The organism is Streptomyces sp. NPDC102258 (assembly GCF_055584685.1).
The window spans coordinates 46,999-61,284 of sequence record NZ_JBVJLO010000015.1 but is presented as its reverse complement, the minus strand read 5'-3'; the positions used below and the strand labels follow the sequence as shown (position 1 = coordinate 61,284).

General features: G+C 72.7%; 17 protein-coding genes. 12 read left to right on the top strand and 5 right to left on the bottom strand.

Features of this window, described 5'->3' with window-relative positions; all coding sequences use genetic code 11:
- Positions 1 to 321: 321 nt before the first annotated feature.
- Positions 322 to 957 (top strand): DJ-1/PfpI family protein, encoded by a 636-nt coding sequence (locus ACZ6ZT_RS23885; protein ID WP_469721892.1) that lies wholly within the window; start codon positions 322 to 324, stop codon positions 955 to 957.
- On the opposite strand, the gene ACZ6ZT_RS23880 is transcribed toward ACZ6ZT_RS23885, so the two are convergent.
- Complete coding sequence (locus tag ACZ6ZT_RS23880) at positions 935 to 1,681, bottom strand: enoyl-CoA hydratase/isomerase family protein (RefSeq protein WP_469721891.1); 747 nt, start codon at positions 1,679 to 1,681, stop codon at positions 935 to 937. The genes ACZ6ZT_RS23885 and ACZ6ZT_RS23880 overlap by 23 nt on opposite strands.
- Positions 1,682 to 1,762: 81 nt before the next feature.
- Between ACZ6ZT_RS23880 and ACZ6ZT_RS23875 the strand changes: the two genes are divergently transcribed.
- Together ACZ6ZT_RS23875 and ACZ6ZT_RS23870 are read left to right on the top strand one after the other, a co-directional pair.
- Complete coding sequence (locus ACZ6ZT_RS23875) at positions 1,763 to 2,440, top strand: HdeD family acid-resistance protein (protein ID WP_469721890.1); 678 nt, start codon at positions 1,763 to 1,765, stop codon at positions 2,438 to 2,440.
- Between the two features lie 145 nt (positions 2,441 to 2,585).
- Entirely contained in the window at positions 2,586 to 3,080 is a 495-nt protein-coding gene (locus ACZ6ZT_RS23870; protein ID WP_469721889.1) for an ATP-binding protein, read from the top strand.
- Positions 3,081 to 3,113: 33 nt separating this feature from the next.
- Here the strand turns inward: ACZ6ZT_RS23870 and idi are convergent, their stop codons facing one another.
- The 4 genes from idi to ACZ6ZT_RS23850 all read right to left on the bottom strand — a co-directional run bounded on the left by idi (position 3,114) and on the right by ACZ6ZT_RS23850 (position 5,021).
- Positions 3,114 to 3,713 carry an isopentenyl-diphosphate Delta-isomerase gene (gene idi, locus ACZ6ZT_RS23865; protein WP_469721887.1) on the bottom strand — a complete coding sequence of 200 codons (600 nt, stop codon included), beginning with the start codon at positions 3,711 to 3,713 and terminating at the stop codon, positions 3,114 to 3,116.
- Between the two features lie 128 nt (positions 3,714 to 3,841).
- Positions 3,842 to 4,336 carry a GNAT family N-acetyltransferase gene (locus ACZ6ZT_RS23860; protein WP_469721886.1) on the bottom strand — a complete coding sequence of 165 codons (495 nt, stop codon included), beginning with the start codon at positions 4,334 to 4,336 and terminating at the stop codon, positions 3,842 to 3,844.
- A gap of 26 nt (positions 4,337 to 4,362) precedes the next feature.
- Positions 4,363 to 4,506, bottom strand: coding sequence for a hypothetical protein (locus ACZ6ZT_RS23855; protein ID WP_469721884.1), 144 nt, complete (start codon positions 4,504 to 4,506; stop codon positions 4,363 to 4,365).
- Between the two features lie 377 nt (positions 4,507 to 4,883).
- On the bottom strand, positions 4,884 to 5,021 hold the full coding sequence (locus ACZ6ZT_RS23850; RefSeq protein ID WP_469721883.1) for a hypothetical protein: 138 nt from the start codon (positions 5,019 to 5,021) through the stop codon (positions 4,884 to 4,886).
- On the opposite strand from ACZ6ZT_RS23850, the gene ACZ6ZT_RS23845 reads away from it, so the two are divergent.
- The 9 genes from ACZ6ZT_RS23845 to hpnD all read left to right on the top strand — a co-directional run bounded on the left by ACZ6ZT_RS23845 (position 4,998) and on the right by hpnD (position 14,162).
- The gene (locus ACZ6ZT_RS23845) at positions 4,998 to 6,650 is read left to right on the top strand and encodes a DUF5941 domain-containing protein (protein WP_469721882.1); all 1,653 of its coding nucleotides are present in this window, start codon (positions 4,998 to 5,000) and stop codon (positions 6,648 to 6,650) included. The two genes, ACZ6ZT_RS23850 and ACZ6ZT_RS23845, sit on opposite strands and share 24 nt — an antisense overlap.
- Positions 6,647 to 7,399: a phosphocholine cytidylyltransferase family protein gene (locus ACZ6ZT_RS23840; RefSeq protein WP_469721881.1), complete on the top strand. Its 753-nt coding sequence runs from the start codon at positions 6,647 to 6,649 to the stop codon at positions 7,397 to 7,399. Before ACZ6ZT_RS23845 ends, ACZ6ZT_RS23840 begins: the two co-directional genes overlap by 4 nt.
- On the top strand, positions 7,387 to 8,448 hold the full coding sequence (locus ACZ6ZT_RS23835) for an iron-containing alcohol dehydrogenase family protein (protein ID WP_469721880.1): 1,062 nt from the start codon (positions 7,387 to 7,389) through the stop codon (positions 8,446 to 8,448). The genes ACZ6ZT_RS23840 and ACZ6ZT_RS23835 overlap by 13 nt, the downstream gene beginning before the upstream one ends.
- Positions 8,426 to 9,205 (top strand): CDP-alcohol phosphatidyltransferase family protein, encoded by a 780-nt coding sequence (locus tag ACZ6ZT_RS23830; RefSeq protein ID WP_469721879.1) that lies wholly within the window; start codon positions 8,426 to 8,428, stop codon positions 9,203 to 9,205. Before ACZ6ZT_RS23835 ends, ACZ6ZT_RS23830 begins: the two co-directional genes overlap by 23 nt.
- Before the next feature lie 8 nt (positions 9,206 to 9,213).
- A complete protein-coding gene (locus tag ACZ6ZT_RS23825; RefSeq protein WP_469722010.1) occupies positions 9,214 to 10,086 on the top strand; it encodes a glycosyltransferase family 2 protein in 873 nt (290 codons plus the stop codon).
- A 94-nt stretch (positions 10,087 to 10,180) separates the two neighbouring features.
- On the top strand, positions 10,181 to 11,110 hold the full coding sequence (locus ACZ6ZT_RS23820) for an ABC transporter permease (RefSeq protein WP_469721878.1): 930 nt from the start codon (positions 10,181 to 10,183) through the stop codon (positions 11,108 to 11,110).
- A complete protein-coding gene (locus tag ACZ6ZT_RS23815; protein WP_469721877.1) occupies positions 11,103 to 11,885 on the top strand; it encodes an ABC transporter ATP-binding protein in 783 nt (260 codons plus the stop codon). The genes ACZ6ZT_RS23820 and ACZ6ZT_RS23815 overlap by 8 nt, the downstream gene beginning before the upstream one ends.
- A gap of 385 nt (positions 11,886 to 12,270) precedes the next feature.
- Complete coding sequence (gene hpnC, locus ACZ6ZT_RS23810; RefSeq protein WP_469722008.1) at positions 12,271 to 13,194, top strand: squalene synthase HpnC; 924 nt, start codon at positions 12,271 to 12,273, stop codon at positions 13,192 to 13,194.
- Positions 13,191 to 14,162: a presqualene diphosphate synthase HpnD gene (hpnD, locus tag ACZ6ZT_RS23805; protein ID WP_469721876.1), complete on the top strand. Its 972-nt coding sequence runs from the start codon at positions 13,191 to 13,193 to the stop codon at positions 14,160 to 14,162. The genes hpnC and hpnD overlap by 4 nt, the downstream gene beginning before the upstream one ends.
- Positions 14,163 to 14,286 lie beyond the last annotated feature (124 nt).

The window sequence follows — 14,286 nt, the reverse complement described above, 5'->3', positions numbered from 1 at the left end:
CGCCGGGTCTCCGGGCCACGGGCCACCGGGTCTCCGGGTCTCCGGGCTTCGGGGCCACCGGGCTTCCGGCCTTCCGGGTCTCCGGGCCCGGAGCCCCGCCCGGCCCGGAGACCCGGGCCGGGCGCCCCGCCCCGCGGCGGCGGCCGGTCGGCGGCACGTGTGCTTCGGCGGGCCCGCGCGGGTTGTCCGGCCGGCGGGTCCTCGCAGGGGGAGCCTGTGAGTCCGCCCGGCCGCCGGGCCGCGGCGTCGGCCCGGCAGTACCTCAGTCGTCCGGTGGGGTTTCCCGCCGGGGTTCGATTCCCTTACCGCTCCGGAGGAGCCATGCAGATCGCCGTCCTGCTCTACGACCGTTTCACCGCCCTCGACGCCATCGGGCCCTTCGATACGCTTGGGCGGCTCCCGGGCGCCGAGACCGTGTTCGTGGCCGAGCGGCCCGGGACCGTACGGACCGACAACGGGGCCCTCGGGCTCACCGCCGACAAGGGGCTCGACGAGGTCACGCGGCCCGACATCGTCGTCGTACCCGGCGGCCCGCACACCGAGGAGGAGATGAAGAACCCGGCCGTCCTGGACTGGCTGCGGGCCGTCGACACGACCACCACCTGGACCACCTCCGTCTGCACCGGCTCGCTGCTGCTCGCCGCCGCCGGGCTGCTCGACGGGCGCCGGGCCACCAGCCACTGGCTCTACCTCGACCGGCTGCCCGCCTTCGGCGCCCGTCCCACCGGGGAGCGGGTGGTCTACGACGGCAAGTACGTCACCGCCGCCGGGGTGTCCTCCGGCATCGACATGGGCCTCGGCCTGCTCGGCCGGATCGCCGGGGACGAGTACGCCCAGACCGTGCAGCTGATGTGCGAGTACGACCCGCAGCCGCCCTACGACGCCGGTTCCCCGGCCAAGGCCCCGGCCGCGATCGTCGCCCGGCTGCGCGCCGCTAATCCGCTGACGGCCGGCTGAACCGCGGCGCCCGCCGCTCCAGGAACGCGGCGACACCCTCCGCGGTGTCGCCGCTCGCGGCGGCGCGCCGCGACCAGTACGTCTCCCGGTCGCCGCGGCCGTCCGCGAACTCCTTCGCCGCCGCCTGGGTCAGCCACGACCGGGTGGTCAGCGTACGGGTGAACTCCGCGACCCGCTTGTCCAGTTGGCCCGCCGGCAGCAGCTCCTGCAGGAAGCCGGCCCGCAGCGCCTGCTCCGCGCCGATCAACTCCGCCGAGTAGAGCAGGTACTTGGCCCACGCCGGGCCGACCACCGATGCCAGCCGCCGGGTGGAGGAGGCCGGGTAGACGATGCCCAGCTTCGCGGGGGTCACCCCGAAGGAGGCGCCCTCCTCCGCGAACCGCAGGTCGCACGCCGCCGCCAGCTGGCTCCCGCCCCCCACGCAGAACCCCCGGATCGCCGCCAGCGTCGGCTTCGGGAACGCCGCGAGCGCCTCCTCGGCCGCCACCGCCAGGGCCTGCGGGTCCTCGTCGCCGGTCAGCGAGGAGATGTCGGCGCCCGCGCAGAAGGTGGCACCCTCCCCGGTCAGCACCAGCACCCGTACGGCCGGATCCGCCGCGAGGCCCGGCAGCAGCTCCGGCAGGGCGCGCCACATCGCGGCCGTCATGGCGTTGCGCTTGGCGGGGTGGGAGATGACGACGGTGGCCACGCCGTCGGTGACGGTGGAGCGGAGGGCAGCGTCCATGCGCCGGATGCTATCCCGGGCCGCCGATCCTATGATCGGGAGGGAGTCCGTCCCCGGGGGGTGCTGAAAGGTGGCATGCCCATGGGCACCGACCGTACCGGCCCCGCCGACCCGCGAACCGGCCGGGAGAGCAAGAAGCTGAGTCGCGGCTTCGGCCTCCTGGCCCTGCTCGGGGTGGTCCTCGTACTGGCGGGCCTGGTGGGCCTCGTCTACACCGGCGTGGCCACTCTGACGTCGATGTTCCTCTTCGGCTGGCTGCTGCTGCTCGGCGGTGTGGTCGGCCTCGCCCAGGCCGTGCAGTCGCGCGGGAGCAGCTACTTCTGGCTCGCCGTCATCGTCGCCGCGATCAACCTCGCCGCCGGCTTCGTGATCCTGCGCCGCCCGGAGGCGAGCGCCGAGGCGCTGACCATGTTCGCCGCCCTGCTCTTCCTCACCGGCGGGGTGTTCCGCCTCGTCGGCGCGCTGGTGGTGCGCGGCGCCAACTTCGGGCTGGCGCTGGTCCAGGGCGCCTTCGGGGTGCTGCTCGGGATCCTGATCCTGTCCAGCTGGCCGGGCAGCAGCCTGTACGTGATCGGCACGTTCTTCTCGCTCGCCCTGCTGTTCGACGGGTTGAGCCTGGTGGCGACGGGCATGGGCGCCCGGCGCATCCTTGGTCTGGTCAGGGAGGACGACGCGACGGCCGCTTCGCGCGGGGCCGCCGGGGCCCGGCAGACGGCCGGGAAGAGACCCGCCGCGGATCAGAAACAGTCGCACAACTGACTCCGTCATACGCCAACGGTCAGAAAGCGTCCGATTGACGCTGACTTCTGGTCAGCGAGGCGGTCCGGACCAGTCGCGTCCCCACTCTTGGCACGTGGAGACGATCGAGCGCCGCGAAGGCACGGAAGACGCAGGGGGCCGGAAGATGAACGACAGCGGGAGCGTCCCGCCAGCCACGGAGGGGGAGGCGCCGGCTCCGGCGGACCCCCTCGCGTACGAGGGAATGTGGCGCTTCACCGCGCCCGCGGTTGAAGAATCCGTTCCGCAGGCCCGCCGCGCGGTCCGCGACCTGCTCGGCCGCCAGGGGGTGCCCGCCCAGCAGGACCTGGTGTACTCCCTGCTGCTGATCGTCTCCGAGCTGGTGACGAACTCGGTCCGGCACGCGGCCCTGCTCTCCCCGGAGGTGGCCGTCGAGGTCGCGATCGGCCGCGAGTGGGTACGGGTGGCCGTCGAGGACAACCACCCGTACCGCCCCAAGGCGCTGGAGGCGGACTTCGGTCAGACCGGCGGCCGGGGCCTGCTGCTGGTGCGCGAGGTCACGCGCGAGGCCGGCGGCGTCTGCGACGTCGAGCACACCGCGACCGGCGGCAAGGTCATCTGGGCCGCCCTGCCGCTCACGGCCCCGGCCCCCACGTCCTGAGCGGCGGGCGGACCCGCCGCCGGAAGCGGGCCGCTACCAGCCCGCGGCGTTCCCGGTCAGCTCGCGGATCGCGGGCCGCGCCGCGTCCAGCACCGTCATGAACCAGGCCGAGAACGGCGCCTCGGCGTGCCGCTTCGCCAGCTCTTCGGCCGTGACGAAGGCCGTGTCACCGACCTCCTCCGGATCCGGCGCCGGAAGCGCCTGCGCCAGTCCCACGAACAGGTGGTTGAACTCCTGCTCGACCAGCCCGGACGCGGGGTCCGGGTGGTTGTAGCGCACGGTCCCCGCCTCCGCGAGCAGCGAGGGCGACAGGCCCAGCTCCTCGTGGGTCCGCCGGGCCGCCGCCGCGAACGGCGACTCGCCGGGGTAGGGGTGGCCGCAACAGGTGTTCGACCAGACGCCGGGGGAGTGGTACTTCCCGAGGGCCCGCCGCTGGAGCAGCAGCCGGCCCTGCTCGTCGAAGAGGAACACGGAGAACGCCCGGTGCAGCAGGCCGGGCGCCTGATGGGCGGAGAGCTTCTCCGCCGTGCCGATGGTGTTGCCGGACTCGTCGACCAGTTCGAGCATGATCGATTCCTGAGTTCCGGTGCCGGCGGACGCGCTGCCCGCGTCGGTGGCTGGTGTGGTCGGCATACCCATCCTTCGCTTCGGACTCCGGCCTTCAGTCTGCCGTACAAAAGCGGCTTGTCCCCACTTCGGCGATCACCGCATGTCCGCCCCGGGCCGCGTGATAGGCGACGCCGGGCGGACACGCGCCCGCGCTACCCGACGCCGAACGGCTCCGGGTAGGCGATCGTGCCCGACGGCACCGGAACGGAATCGTCCAGTACCAGCGCCATCATCGCCTCGTCCGGCACCTCGAAGGGCGCCCGGATCCCGAAGAGCGCCGCCGGCCCGAAACCGAAGCGCCGGTAGTACGCGGGATGCCCGAGGACCAGCACCAACGCCTCCCCCCGCTCCCGGGCCGCCGCGAGCAGCGCCCGCACGACCGCGCTGCCGGCGCCCGAGCGCTGGAACACCGGGTCGACGGCCACCGGCGCGAGCGCGAGCGCCGGTACGCCGTCCACCGCGCACCGGGTCAGCAGGGCGTGCCCCACCACCGACCCGTCCGGGCCCTGGACCACGTAGGAGAGCCCCGGCAGCCAGGCCGGGTCCCCGCGCAACGCGTCCACGAGATCAGCCTCCAGCGGGGTCCCGAACGCCGCCAGGTTGACGGCCCGTACGCCGCCCGTGTCCTCGCCGCTCTCGGGCCGCACCCGCCAGCGGCCCCCGTCCCCGGCGCTCACCGGGGCCGGGCCGGCAGCCGGCGGGTGGTCGTGTCGGAGCCGGGTGACTGCCGGGGCGGGCCGTGGCGCAGGTGCGTGAGCACGGTGGGGAAGGAGGTGTCCGCGCCGGAGGCGGACGGGGAGGTGGTGTGGTCGGTCAACGTGAACCCTTGGACGGGGGTTCCGGCCGACGGGGCGGACGCGGGGGTCAGCCCTGGGCGGGAACCCGGAAAGAGGAATCGGGGACGTACCGGAATGCGCCGCGCTCGGCAGCGACCACTGCGACGGTCATCGATCCACCTCTTTTCCCGTTCCGGACGCGCTCACGGCATTCGGCCCGTACACGTCGGCGCCCACCCTAACATCCGGCGTCAAAAGGCCCCGGAGGGGGCCGAATGGCTGATGAATACCGCGTTCCATTCATCCGATAGCCTCTGCCGACATGCCGCCGCCCCGCCAGGCGCCCGTCGGAAATGTTCGCTGCAAGGAGTGAGTCCGTCTGTCGACCGTCATCCTCACCGGCCTGCCGGTCCCCGGATCACCGCTTGAAGACGAGCTCCGTTCGCTCGGGTTCGACGTCCGCCCGGTCCCCGGCCCCGAAGACACCGCCGCCGCGCTGGCCGGCGTACCCGCCGACGAACGGGTGGCCGTCGTGGACAGCGCCTTCGTCGGGCATCCGCACGCGCTGCGCCTCGCGCTGACCGACCCGCGCTTCGACGCCTGCGCCGTGACCGGGGCCCTCGCCGTCCAGCGCGGCGCCCGCGCGGCGCTGGAGGAGGCCGCCGCGCGGACCGCCGAGCGGGCCGCCGGCCGCCCGGCCGACGCTCAGGGCCCGTACGCCGACACCCTCGCCGCCGCCGTCGAGGCCGCCGGGGTCCCCGTCCAGCGGCCCGACCTCGGCAGCCTGGTCGCCGCCGTGCCCGCCACCGGGGCGGAGCGCGCCGAGGCCGTCGCCGCCGTGGCGGCCGTGGACGACGAGGCCGTACGCCTGCGCAGCGCCGTCAAGTCCCGCGACGGCTTCTTCACCACCTTCTTCATCAGCCCGTACTCGCGCTACATCGCCCGCTGGTGCGCGCGCCGCGGTCTGACCCCCAACCAGGTCACCACGGCCTCCCTGCTCACCGCGCTGGTCGCGGCGGGCTGCGCCGCCACCGGCGAGCGCTGGGGCTACGTCACGGCCGGGGTGCTGCTCCTCGTCTCCTTCGTCCTGGACTGCACCGACGGGCAGCTCGCCCGCTACTCGCTCCAGTACTCGACGCTGGGCGCCTGGCTCGACGCCACCTTCGACCGCGCGAAGGAGTACTCCTTCTACGCGGGCCTCGCCCTCGGCGCCGCCCGCGACGGCGACGACGTCTGGGCCCTGGCGCTCGGCTCGATGATCCTCATGACCTGCCGGCACGTCGTCGACTTCGCCTTCAACGAGGCCAACCACGACGCCACGGCCAACACGAGCCCGACGGCGGCGCTGTCCGGCCGGCTCGACAGCGTCGGCTGGACGGTCTGGGTCCGCCGCATGATCATCCTGCCCATCGGCGAGCGCTGGGCCATGATCGCGGTCCTGACCGCCGTCACCACCCCGCGGATCGTCTTCTACGCCCTGCTGGCCGGCTGCGCCTTCGGCGCCCTCTACACCACCGCCGGCCGGGTGCTGCGCTCCCTGACCCGCAAGGCCCGGCGCACCGACCGCGCCGCCCGGGCGCTGCTGGACCTCACCGACTCGGGCCCGCTCGCCGAGCTGGTCGCCCGGGCCGTCCGCCACCCCGGGCGCACCCTGAGCCTGCCCTTCGCCCTGCTCGGCGCGGTGCTCCTGACCGGCGCCGCCTGGTACGCGCCCTTCGGCGGCATGACGGTCGTCTACGCCGCCGTGCTGTACGCCGTACTCGCCGGCGACGCCGTCTCCCGGCCGCTGAAGGGCCCCCTCGACTGGCTGCTGCCGCCGCTCTTCCGGGCCGCCGAGTACACCACCGTGCTCGTCCTCGCCGTCAAGGCGGACGTCCCCGGGGCCCTCCCGGCGGCATTCGGCCTGATCGCGGCGGTCGCCTACCATCACTACGACACGGTCTACCGCATCCGCGGTGGCACCGGCGCGCCCCCGCACTGGCTGGTGCGGACGACCGGCGGGCACGAGGGCCGGGTGCTGCTCACCGCGGTACTGGCCGCCGTCCTGGCGTCGCGCGCCGCGGACTTCCCCGTCGCGCTCACGGCCCTGGCCGTGTTCGTGGCCCTGGTGGTGCTCGTGGAGAGCATCCGCTTCTGGGTCTCCGCCGGAGCACCCGCCGTACATGACGAAGGAGAACCAGCATGATCGGCCTTGTACTCGCTGCCGGTGCCGGACGCCGCCTGCGTCCCTACACCGACACCCTGCCCAAGGCCCTCGTGCCGGTCGGTCCCGAGGGGCAGGAGGACAGCCTCACCGTCCTCGACCTGACCCTGGGCAACTTCGCCGAGGTCGGCCTGACCGAGGTCGCGGTCGTCGTCGGCTACCGCAAGGAGGCCGTATACGAGCGCCGCGAGGCGCTGGAGGCCAAGTACGGCGTCACGATCACGCTGATCGACAACGACAAGGCCGAGGAGTGGAACAACGCCTACTCCCTGTGGTGCGCGCGTGACGTCCTCAAGCGAGGCGTGATCCTCGCCAACGGCGACACCGTCCACCCCGTCTCGGTCGAGAAGACCCTCCTGGCCGCCCGCGGCGAGGGGCGGAAGATCATCCTGGCCCTTGACACGGTCAAGAGCCTGGCCGAGGAGGAGATGAAGGTCGTCACCGCCGACGGTCAGGGCGTGCGGAAGATCACCAAGCTGATGGAGCCCGCCGACGCGACGGGCGAGTACATCGGCGTCACCCTCATCGAGCCCGAGGCCGCCGAGCAGCTCGCCGAGGCCCTGAAGACCACCTTCGAGCGCGACCCCGACCTCTACTACGAGGACGGCTACCAGCAGCTCGTCGACGACGGCTTCACCATCGACGTCGCGCCCATCGGCGACGTCAAGTGGGTCGAGATCGACAACCACGACGACCTCGCCAAGGGCCGGACGATCGCATGCCAGTACTGACGCGGCTGATCCCCTCGCCCGTCGTCGTCGACATCAGCCGAGGGGCGATGGACGACCTGGCCGGCCTGCTGGCCGACCAGCGCATCTCCGCGTCCGGCAAGCTCGCCATCGCGATCAGCGGGGGATCAGGCCAGGCGCTGCGCGCCAAGCTGGAGCCCGTCCTGCCGCACGCCGACTGGTACCCGGTCGTCGACGGCACCATCGATTCCGCGGTCAAACTGGCCGACGACATAAAGGGCCGCCGCTACGACGCCGTCGTGGGCCTGGGCGGCGGCAAGATCATCGACGTGGCGAAGTACGCCGCGGCGCGGGTCGGCCTGCCCATGGTGGCCGTCGCCACCAACCTGTCGCACGACGGGATCTGCTCCCCGGTGTCCATCCTGGACAACGACAACGGGCGCGGCTCCTACGGCGTGCCCACGCCGATCGCCATGGTGATCGACCTCGACGTGATCAAGGACGCCCCGGTGCGGTTCATCCGCGCGGGCATCGGCGACGCGATCTCCAACATCTCGGCCATCGCCGACTGGGAGCTCTCGCACGCGATCACCGGCGAGGCGGTCGACGGCCTCGCCGCCGCGATGGCCCGCACCGCGGGCGAGTCGGTGCTGCGCCACCCCGGCGGATGCGGCGACGACGAGTTCCTCACCGTGCTTTCCGAGGCCCTGGTGCTCTCCGGCATCGCCATGTCGATCAGCGGCGACACCCGCCCCTCCTCCGGCGCCTGCCACGAGATCAGCCACGCCTTCGACCTGCTCCACCCGGGACGCTCCGCGCTCCACGGCGAGCAGGTCGGCATCGGCGCCGCCTTCGCGATGCACCTGCGCGGCGCCGCCGAGCAGTCCGGGCTGTTCACCGAGGTCCTGCGCCGCCACGGGCTGCCCGTGCTGCCCGAGGAGATCGGCTTCAGCGTGGACGAGTTCGTCGCGGCCGTCGACTACGCCCCCCAGACCCGCCCGGGACGCTTCACCATCCTGGAGCACCTCAACCTGTCCGCAGCCGAGATCAGGGACGCTTACGCCGACTATGCCCAGACCATCCGTAGCTGAACTCCGGCCCGTCGTTCACCCGCCGGGCGTCAAGGACCGGCGCAGTGGCGAGCACTGGGGCGGCCGCCTGTACATGCGCGAGATCTCGCTGCGCATCACCCGGCTCCTGGTCACCACCAAGGTCACGCCGAACCAGCTGACCTACGTGATGACCCTTGCCGGCTGCCTCGCCGCGCCCGCCCTCCTGGTGCCCGGCGTCTGGGGCGCCGTCCTCGGCGTGCTCGCGGTCCAGCTGTACCTGCTGCTCGACTGCGTCGACGGCGAGGTCGCCCGCTGGAAGAAGCAGTACTCGCTCGCCGGTGTCTACCTGGACCGGGTCGGCGCCTACCTGTGCGACGCGGCCGTCCTGGTCGGCTTCGGCCTGCGCGCCGCCGACCTGTGGGGCGGCGGGCGCGTCGACTGGCTGTGGGCCTTCCTGGGCACCCTCGCGGCGCTCGGCGCGATCCTGATCAAGGCCGAGACCGACCTGGTCGGCGTCGCCCGCCACCAGACGGGCAAGCCGCCGGTCCAGGAGTCGGCCGCCGAGCCGCGCTCCTCCGGCATGGCGCTCGCCCGCCGGGCCGCGGCCGCGCTCAAGTTCCACCGGCTCGTCCTCGGCATCGAGGCGTCCCTGCTCATCCTGGTTCTGGCCGTCCTGGACCAGGTCCGCGGCGACCTGTTCTTCTCCCGGCTCGGGGTCGCCGTCCTGGCCGGCATCGCGCTGCTCCAGACCGTCCTGCACCTGGTGTCGATCCTGGCCTCCAGCAGGCTGAAGTGACCGCGCCGATGCGGCTGGGCGCCGTGATCATCACCATGGGCAACCGCCCCGACGAGCTCAAGGCGCTGCTGGACTCGGTGGCCCGCCAGGACGGCGACCCCGTCGAGGTGGTCGTCGTCGGCCAGGGCGTGCGGCTCACCGGGCTGCCCGAGGGCGTCCGCGCCGTCGAGCTGCCCGAGAACCTGGGCATCCCGGGCGGGCGCAACGTCGGCATCGAGGCCTTCGGCCCCGGCGGCCGCGAGGTGGACGTCCTGCTCTTCCTCGACGACGACGGGCTGCTGGAGCGCACCGACACCGCCGAGCTGTGCCGGCAGGCCTTCGCCGAGGAACCCGGGCTCGGGATCATCAGCTTCCGCATCGCCGATCCGGACACCGGCGTGACCCAGCGCCGCCACGTGCCCCGGCTGCGTGCCTCGGACCCGATGCGCTCCTCGCGCGTGACCACCTTCCTCGGCGGCGCCAACGCCGTCCGTACGAAGGTGTTCGAGCAGGTCGGAGCGCTGCCCGGGGAGTTCTTCTACGCCCACGAGGAGACCGACCTGGCCTGGCGGGCGCTCGACGCGGGGTGGCTGATCGACTACCGCGCCGACATGGTGCTGCTGCACCCGACGACCGCTCCGTCCCGGCACGCCGTCTACCACCGTATGGTGGCCCGTAACCGGGTGTGGCTCGCCCGCCGCAACCTGCCCGCTCCGCTGGTCCCGGTCTACCTGGGCGTCTGGCTCGCGCTGACGCTCGTCCGCAGGCCGTCCCTCCCGGCGCTGAAGGCCTGGTTCGGCGGGTTCAAGGAGGGCTGGACCACTCCCTGCGGTCCCCGGCGCCCCATGAGGTGGCGTACGGTCTGGCGGCTGACCCGGCTGGGCCGACCGCCCGTCATCTGACAAGCTCGCGTCTGGGAGCATGGGCCCTCTACGGGTCCGGCGCTCCAGCCCCGATGCCCTCCTGCCGCATCTTGAAGACGGAAAGTTTCAACTTGTGAGTGACACAACCCACGACGGCGCCCTCGCCACGAGCAAGCCGCCGTCCGACGACGCGGGCCTGAGCCCCGCCGAGCTCGCCAGGAAGTACGGCCTGTCGGTCAGTGGCGCTCGGCCCAGCCTGGGCGGATACGTGCGGCAGCTCTGGGGCCGGCGCCACTTCATCATGGCCTTCTCCCGGGCCAAGCTGGTGGCGCAGTACAGCCAGGCGAAGCTCGGCCAGATCTGGCAGGTGGCCACCCCGCTGCTGAACGCGCTCGTCTACTACCTGATCTTCGGCCTCATCCTGAACGCGGGCCGGGGCATGGAGAAGGGGGTGTACATCCCCTTCCTGGTGATGGGCATCTTCGTCTTCACCTTCACCCAGAACTCGCTGATGGCGGGCGTCCGGGCGATCCCGAGCAACCTCGGCCTGGTGCGCGCGCTGCACTTCCCGCGCGCCTCCCTGCCGATCTCGTTCTCCATGCAGCAGCTCCAGCAGTTGCTCTACTCCATGCTCGTCGTGGTCGTCGTGGCGGTCGCCTTCGGGAACTACCCCCGGCTCTCCTGGCTGCTGGTGATCCCGACGCTGGCCCTCCAGTTCGTCTTCAACACCGGCCTCGCGCTGGTCTTCGCGCGGATGGGCTCCAAGACCCCCGACCTCGCGCAGCTGATGCCGTTCCTGACGCGTACGTGGATGTACGCCTCGGGCGTCATGTTCTCCATCAGCGCGATGCTGAAGGACAAGCCGGCCTGGATCGCGGACGTCCTCCAGTGGAACCCCGCGGCGATCTACATGGACCTCGTCCGCTTCGCCCTGATCGACGACTACGGCGCGTCGAACCTGCCGCCGCACGTCTGGCTCTTCGCGGTCGGCTGGGCCGTGGTCATCGGCGCCGGCGGTTTCGTGTACTTCTGGAAGGCTGAGGAGCGTTACGGCCGTGGCTGAGACCAACCAGGGCAACGTGCCCACCGTCATCGCCGACGAGGTGCACATCGTGTACCGCGTCAACACCGGCAGCTCCGGCAAGGGCAGCGCCACCGCGGCGCTGAGCAAGATACTCCGCCGCGGCAAGGGCGACGCCCCGGGCGTCCGCCGGGTCCACGCCGTACGCGGGGTCTCCTTCACGGCGTACCGCGGCGAGGCCATCGGTCTCATCGGCTCGAACGGCTCCGGCAAGTCGACGCTGCTGCGCGCCATCGCGGGCCTGCTGCCCTGTGAGTCCGGCAAGGTCTACACCGACGGCCAGCCCTCGCTGCTGGGCGTCAACGCCGCCCTGATGAACGACCTCACGGGCGAGCGCAACGTGGTCCTCGGCGGTCTCGCGATGGGCATGACCCGCGAGCAGGTCCGGGAGCGCTACCAGGACATCGTCGACTTCTCGGGGATCAACGAGAAGGGGGACTTCATCTCCCTTCCGATGCGCACCTACTCCTCGGGCATGGCGGCGCGCCTGCGCTTCTCGATCGCGGCCGCCAAGGACCACGACGTCCTGATGATCGACGAGGCGCTCGCCACCGGTGACCGCAAGTTCCAGGTCCGCTCCGAGGCGCGCATCCGCGAGCTGCGGGAGAAGGCCGGAACGGTCTTCCTGGTGAGCCACAACAACAACTCCATCCGCGACACCTGCAGCCGGGTGCTGTGGCTGGAAAAGGGCGAACTCCTGATGGACGGGCCCACCGAGGAAGTCGTCTCGGCGTACGAGAAGGCCACCAGCCACTGACCGGCTGACCCGGCCCGGGCGGCGTCCCGGCCGCCGAGCAGAGGCCCCCGTCGCTCCGCGCGGCGGGGGCTTCGGCGTGCGGGCGGTGCGAAGGCGGCGGGCCCGAGCTCGACATTCCGGGAGGCGATGCCCACCCGATAGGCCCGCGCGGTGTTGTACAGCGTAAGCTGGACCAGTTCTCAATCGCGCCAAGAGGGGACGATTCCCCGCAGCCGGACCGCCGGGATACTCCCCGGTAAACTTCGGCGGCGTGTCCGAAATGGGATGACTTGGGTCGGCAGTGTAGAACGGGAGACGTGACGGCAATGGCTACGGGAATTCTGCGCCCACCGGGCACAGTGGCCGCCCCCGCCACGGGCGGCGGGCGGTGACCCCCGGGCCCGGCATCCGGCCCGGCGCTCCCGACGCCGCACTCGACCCCCACGCCCGCGCCACCCTCGCCAAGGCCGCGGCGGAGAACTTCCCGGTCGCACCCGCCTTCCTCCCGCGCGCCTGGCGCGAGGGACTCATGGCGGTCTACGGCTACGCCCGCCTCGTCGACGACATCGGCGACGGCGACCTCGCCCCCGGCGGCCGGGACGCCGTCCTCCTGGGGCTGGAACCGGCCGCCGCCGACGACCCGCTCGCCATGCTCGACGCCTTCGAGGCCGACCTGCTGCGCGTGTTCGGCCCGGACGACCGCCCGCCCCGCCACCCCCTGCTGCAAGCCCTGCGGCCGGTCGTGCGCGCGCACGCGCTCACCCCCGAGCCCTTCCTCGGGCTCATCGAGGCCAACCGCCAGGACCAGCGCGTCGCCCGCTACGCCACGTACGGCGACCTGCTGGAATACTGCGAGCTCTCCGCCAACCCCGTCGGCCGCCTCGTGCTCTCCCTCACCGGCACGAGCACCCCCGAGCGGATCCGCCGCTCCGACGCCGTCTGCACCGCCCTGCAGATCGCCGAGCACCTCCAGGACGTCGCCGAGGACCTCGGCCGCGACCGGATCTACCTCCCCGCCGAGGACATGAGCCGCTTCCACGTGGCCGAGAACGACCTGCGGGCCCCGACCGCCGGCGCATCCGTGCGCTCCCTGGTCGCATTCGAAACGGAACGCGCACGCGACCTCCTGAATGAAGGCACCCCCCTCGTGGGTAGCGTGAACGGCAGGCTACGGCTGTTGCTCGCGGGATTCGTGGGAGGGGGGCGAGCCGCCCTGCGAGCGGTTTCGGCCGCCGGTTTCGACGTGCTTCCCGGCCCGCCCAAGCCCACCAGGAGCCTCCTGCTCCGCGAGGTGGCCGCCGTCCTGCGCACAGCGCCGAGAAAGGGGTGAGCCCGAACGTGGAGGGTTCCACACACGCGTCCACACCGTCCGGTCCCGTCCTCGCGGCCTACAGCTACTGCGAGGCCGTCACCGGCACCCAGGCGCGCAACTTCGCGTACGGCATCAGGCTGCTGCCCACCCACAAGCGACACGCGATGTCCGCGCTGTACGCCTTCTCGCGGCGCGTCGACGACATCGGCGACGGCACCCTGGCCCCCGGGGCCAAGCTCGCCCGGCTGGAGGAGACCCGGGCCGTACTCGGCCGGATCCGGGCCGGGGAGATCGAGGAGGACGACACCGACCCGGTGGCCGTCGCCCTCGCGCACGCCGCACGCCGCTTCCCCATTCCCCTCGGCGGGCTCGACGAACTCATCGACGGGGTCCTGATGGACGTCCGCGGCGAGGAGTACGAGACCTGGGACGACCTCAAGGCCTACTGCCGCTGCGTCGCCGGAGCCATCGGACGGCTCTCGCTCGGCGTCTTCGGCACCGTGCACACCGGCGGCCTCGGCGCCGCCGACGCGGCCCGCGCCGAGGAGTACGCCGACACCCTGGGCCTGGCCCTGCAACTCACCAACATCCTCAGGGACGTTCGCGAGGACGCCGTCAACGGCCGCACCTACCTCCCCGCCGAGGACCTCGCCAAATTCGGCTGCTCCGACGGCTTCGGCTCCGACCGGCCCCCCGCCGGCGCCGACTTCGCCGGGCTCGTCCACCACGAAGTGCGGCGCGCCCGCGCCCTGTTCGTCGAGGGGTACCGGCTGCTGCCGATGCTCGACCGGCGCAGCGGCGCCTGTGTGGCCGCGATGGCCGGCATCTACCGCCGCCTGCTGGACCGCATCGAGCGCGAACCCGAAGCGGTGCTGCGCGGCCGGGTCTCGCTGCCGACCCACGAGAAGGCGTACGTCGCCGTCCGCGGCCTCTCCGGCCTCGACGCCCGCACCATCTCCCGCCAGAGCACGCGGAGGCGCATCTGATGGCCCGCACGAGGAGCCGCGGCCCGGCCGCGCCCCGGCCCGCGTCCGGCCGGGCAACCCCGGCCGCCGCTGCGGCGTCCCTCCGGCCGGGCGGCCGGCGCCGCACCGCGGCACGCTCCCGCGT

Bases quoted from the DNA above. Each gene is read 5' to 3' on its own strand.
- ACZ6ZT_RS23885 (WP_469721892.1), top strand. From the start codon at position 322: ATGCAGATCGCCGTCCTGCTCTACGACCGTTTCACCGCCCTCGACGCC.
- ACZ6ZT_RS23880 (WP_469721891.1), bottom strand. From the start codon at position 1,681: ATGGACGCTGCCCTCCGCTCCACCGTCACCGACGGCGTGGCCACCGTC.
- ACZ6ZT_RS23875 (WP_469721890.1), top strand. From the start codon at position 1,763: ATGGGCACCGACCGTACCGGCCCCGCCGACCCGCGAACCGGCCGGGAG.
- ACZ6ZT_RS23870 (WP_469721889.1), top strand. From the start codon at position 2,586: ATGAACGACAGCGGGAGCGTCCCGCCAGCCACGGAGGGGGAGGCGCCG.
- idi (WP_469721887.1), bottom strand. From the start codon at position 3,713: ATGCCGACCACACCAGCCACCGACGCGGGCAGCGCGTCCGCCGGCACC.
- ACZ6ZT_RS23850 (WP_469721883.1), bottom strand. From the start codon at position 5,021: ATGCCCGACGAAGGCGCTGTCCACGACGGCCACCCGTTCGTCGGCGGG.
- ACZ6ZT_RS23840 (WP_469721881.1), top strand. From the start codon at position 6,647: ATGATCGGCCTTGTACTCGCTGCCGGTGCCGGACGCCGCCTGCGTCCC.
- ACZ6ZT_RS23835 (WP_469721880.1), top strand. From the start codon at position 7,387: ATGCCAGTACTGACGCGGCTGATCCCCTCGCCCGTCGTCGTCGACATC.
- ACZ6ZT_RS23830 (WP_469721879.1), top strand. From the start codon at position 8,426: ATGCCCAGACCATCCGTAGCTGAACTCCGGCCCGTCGTTCACCCGCCG.
- ACZ6ZT_RS23825 (WP_469722010.1), top strand. From the start codon at position 9,214: ATGCGGCTGGGCGCCGTGATCATCACCATGGGCAACCGCCCCGACGAG.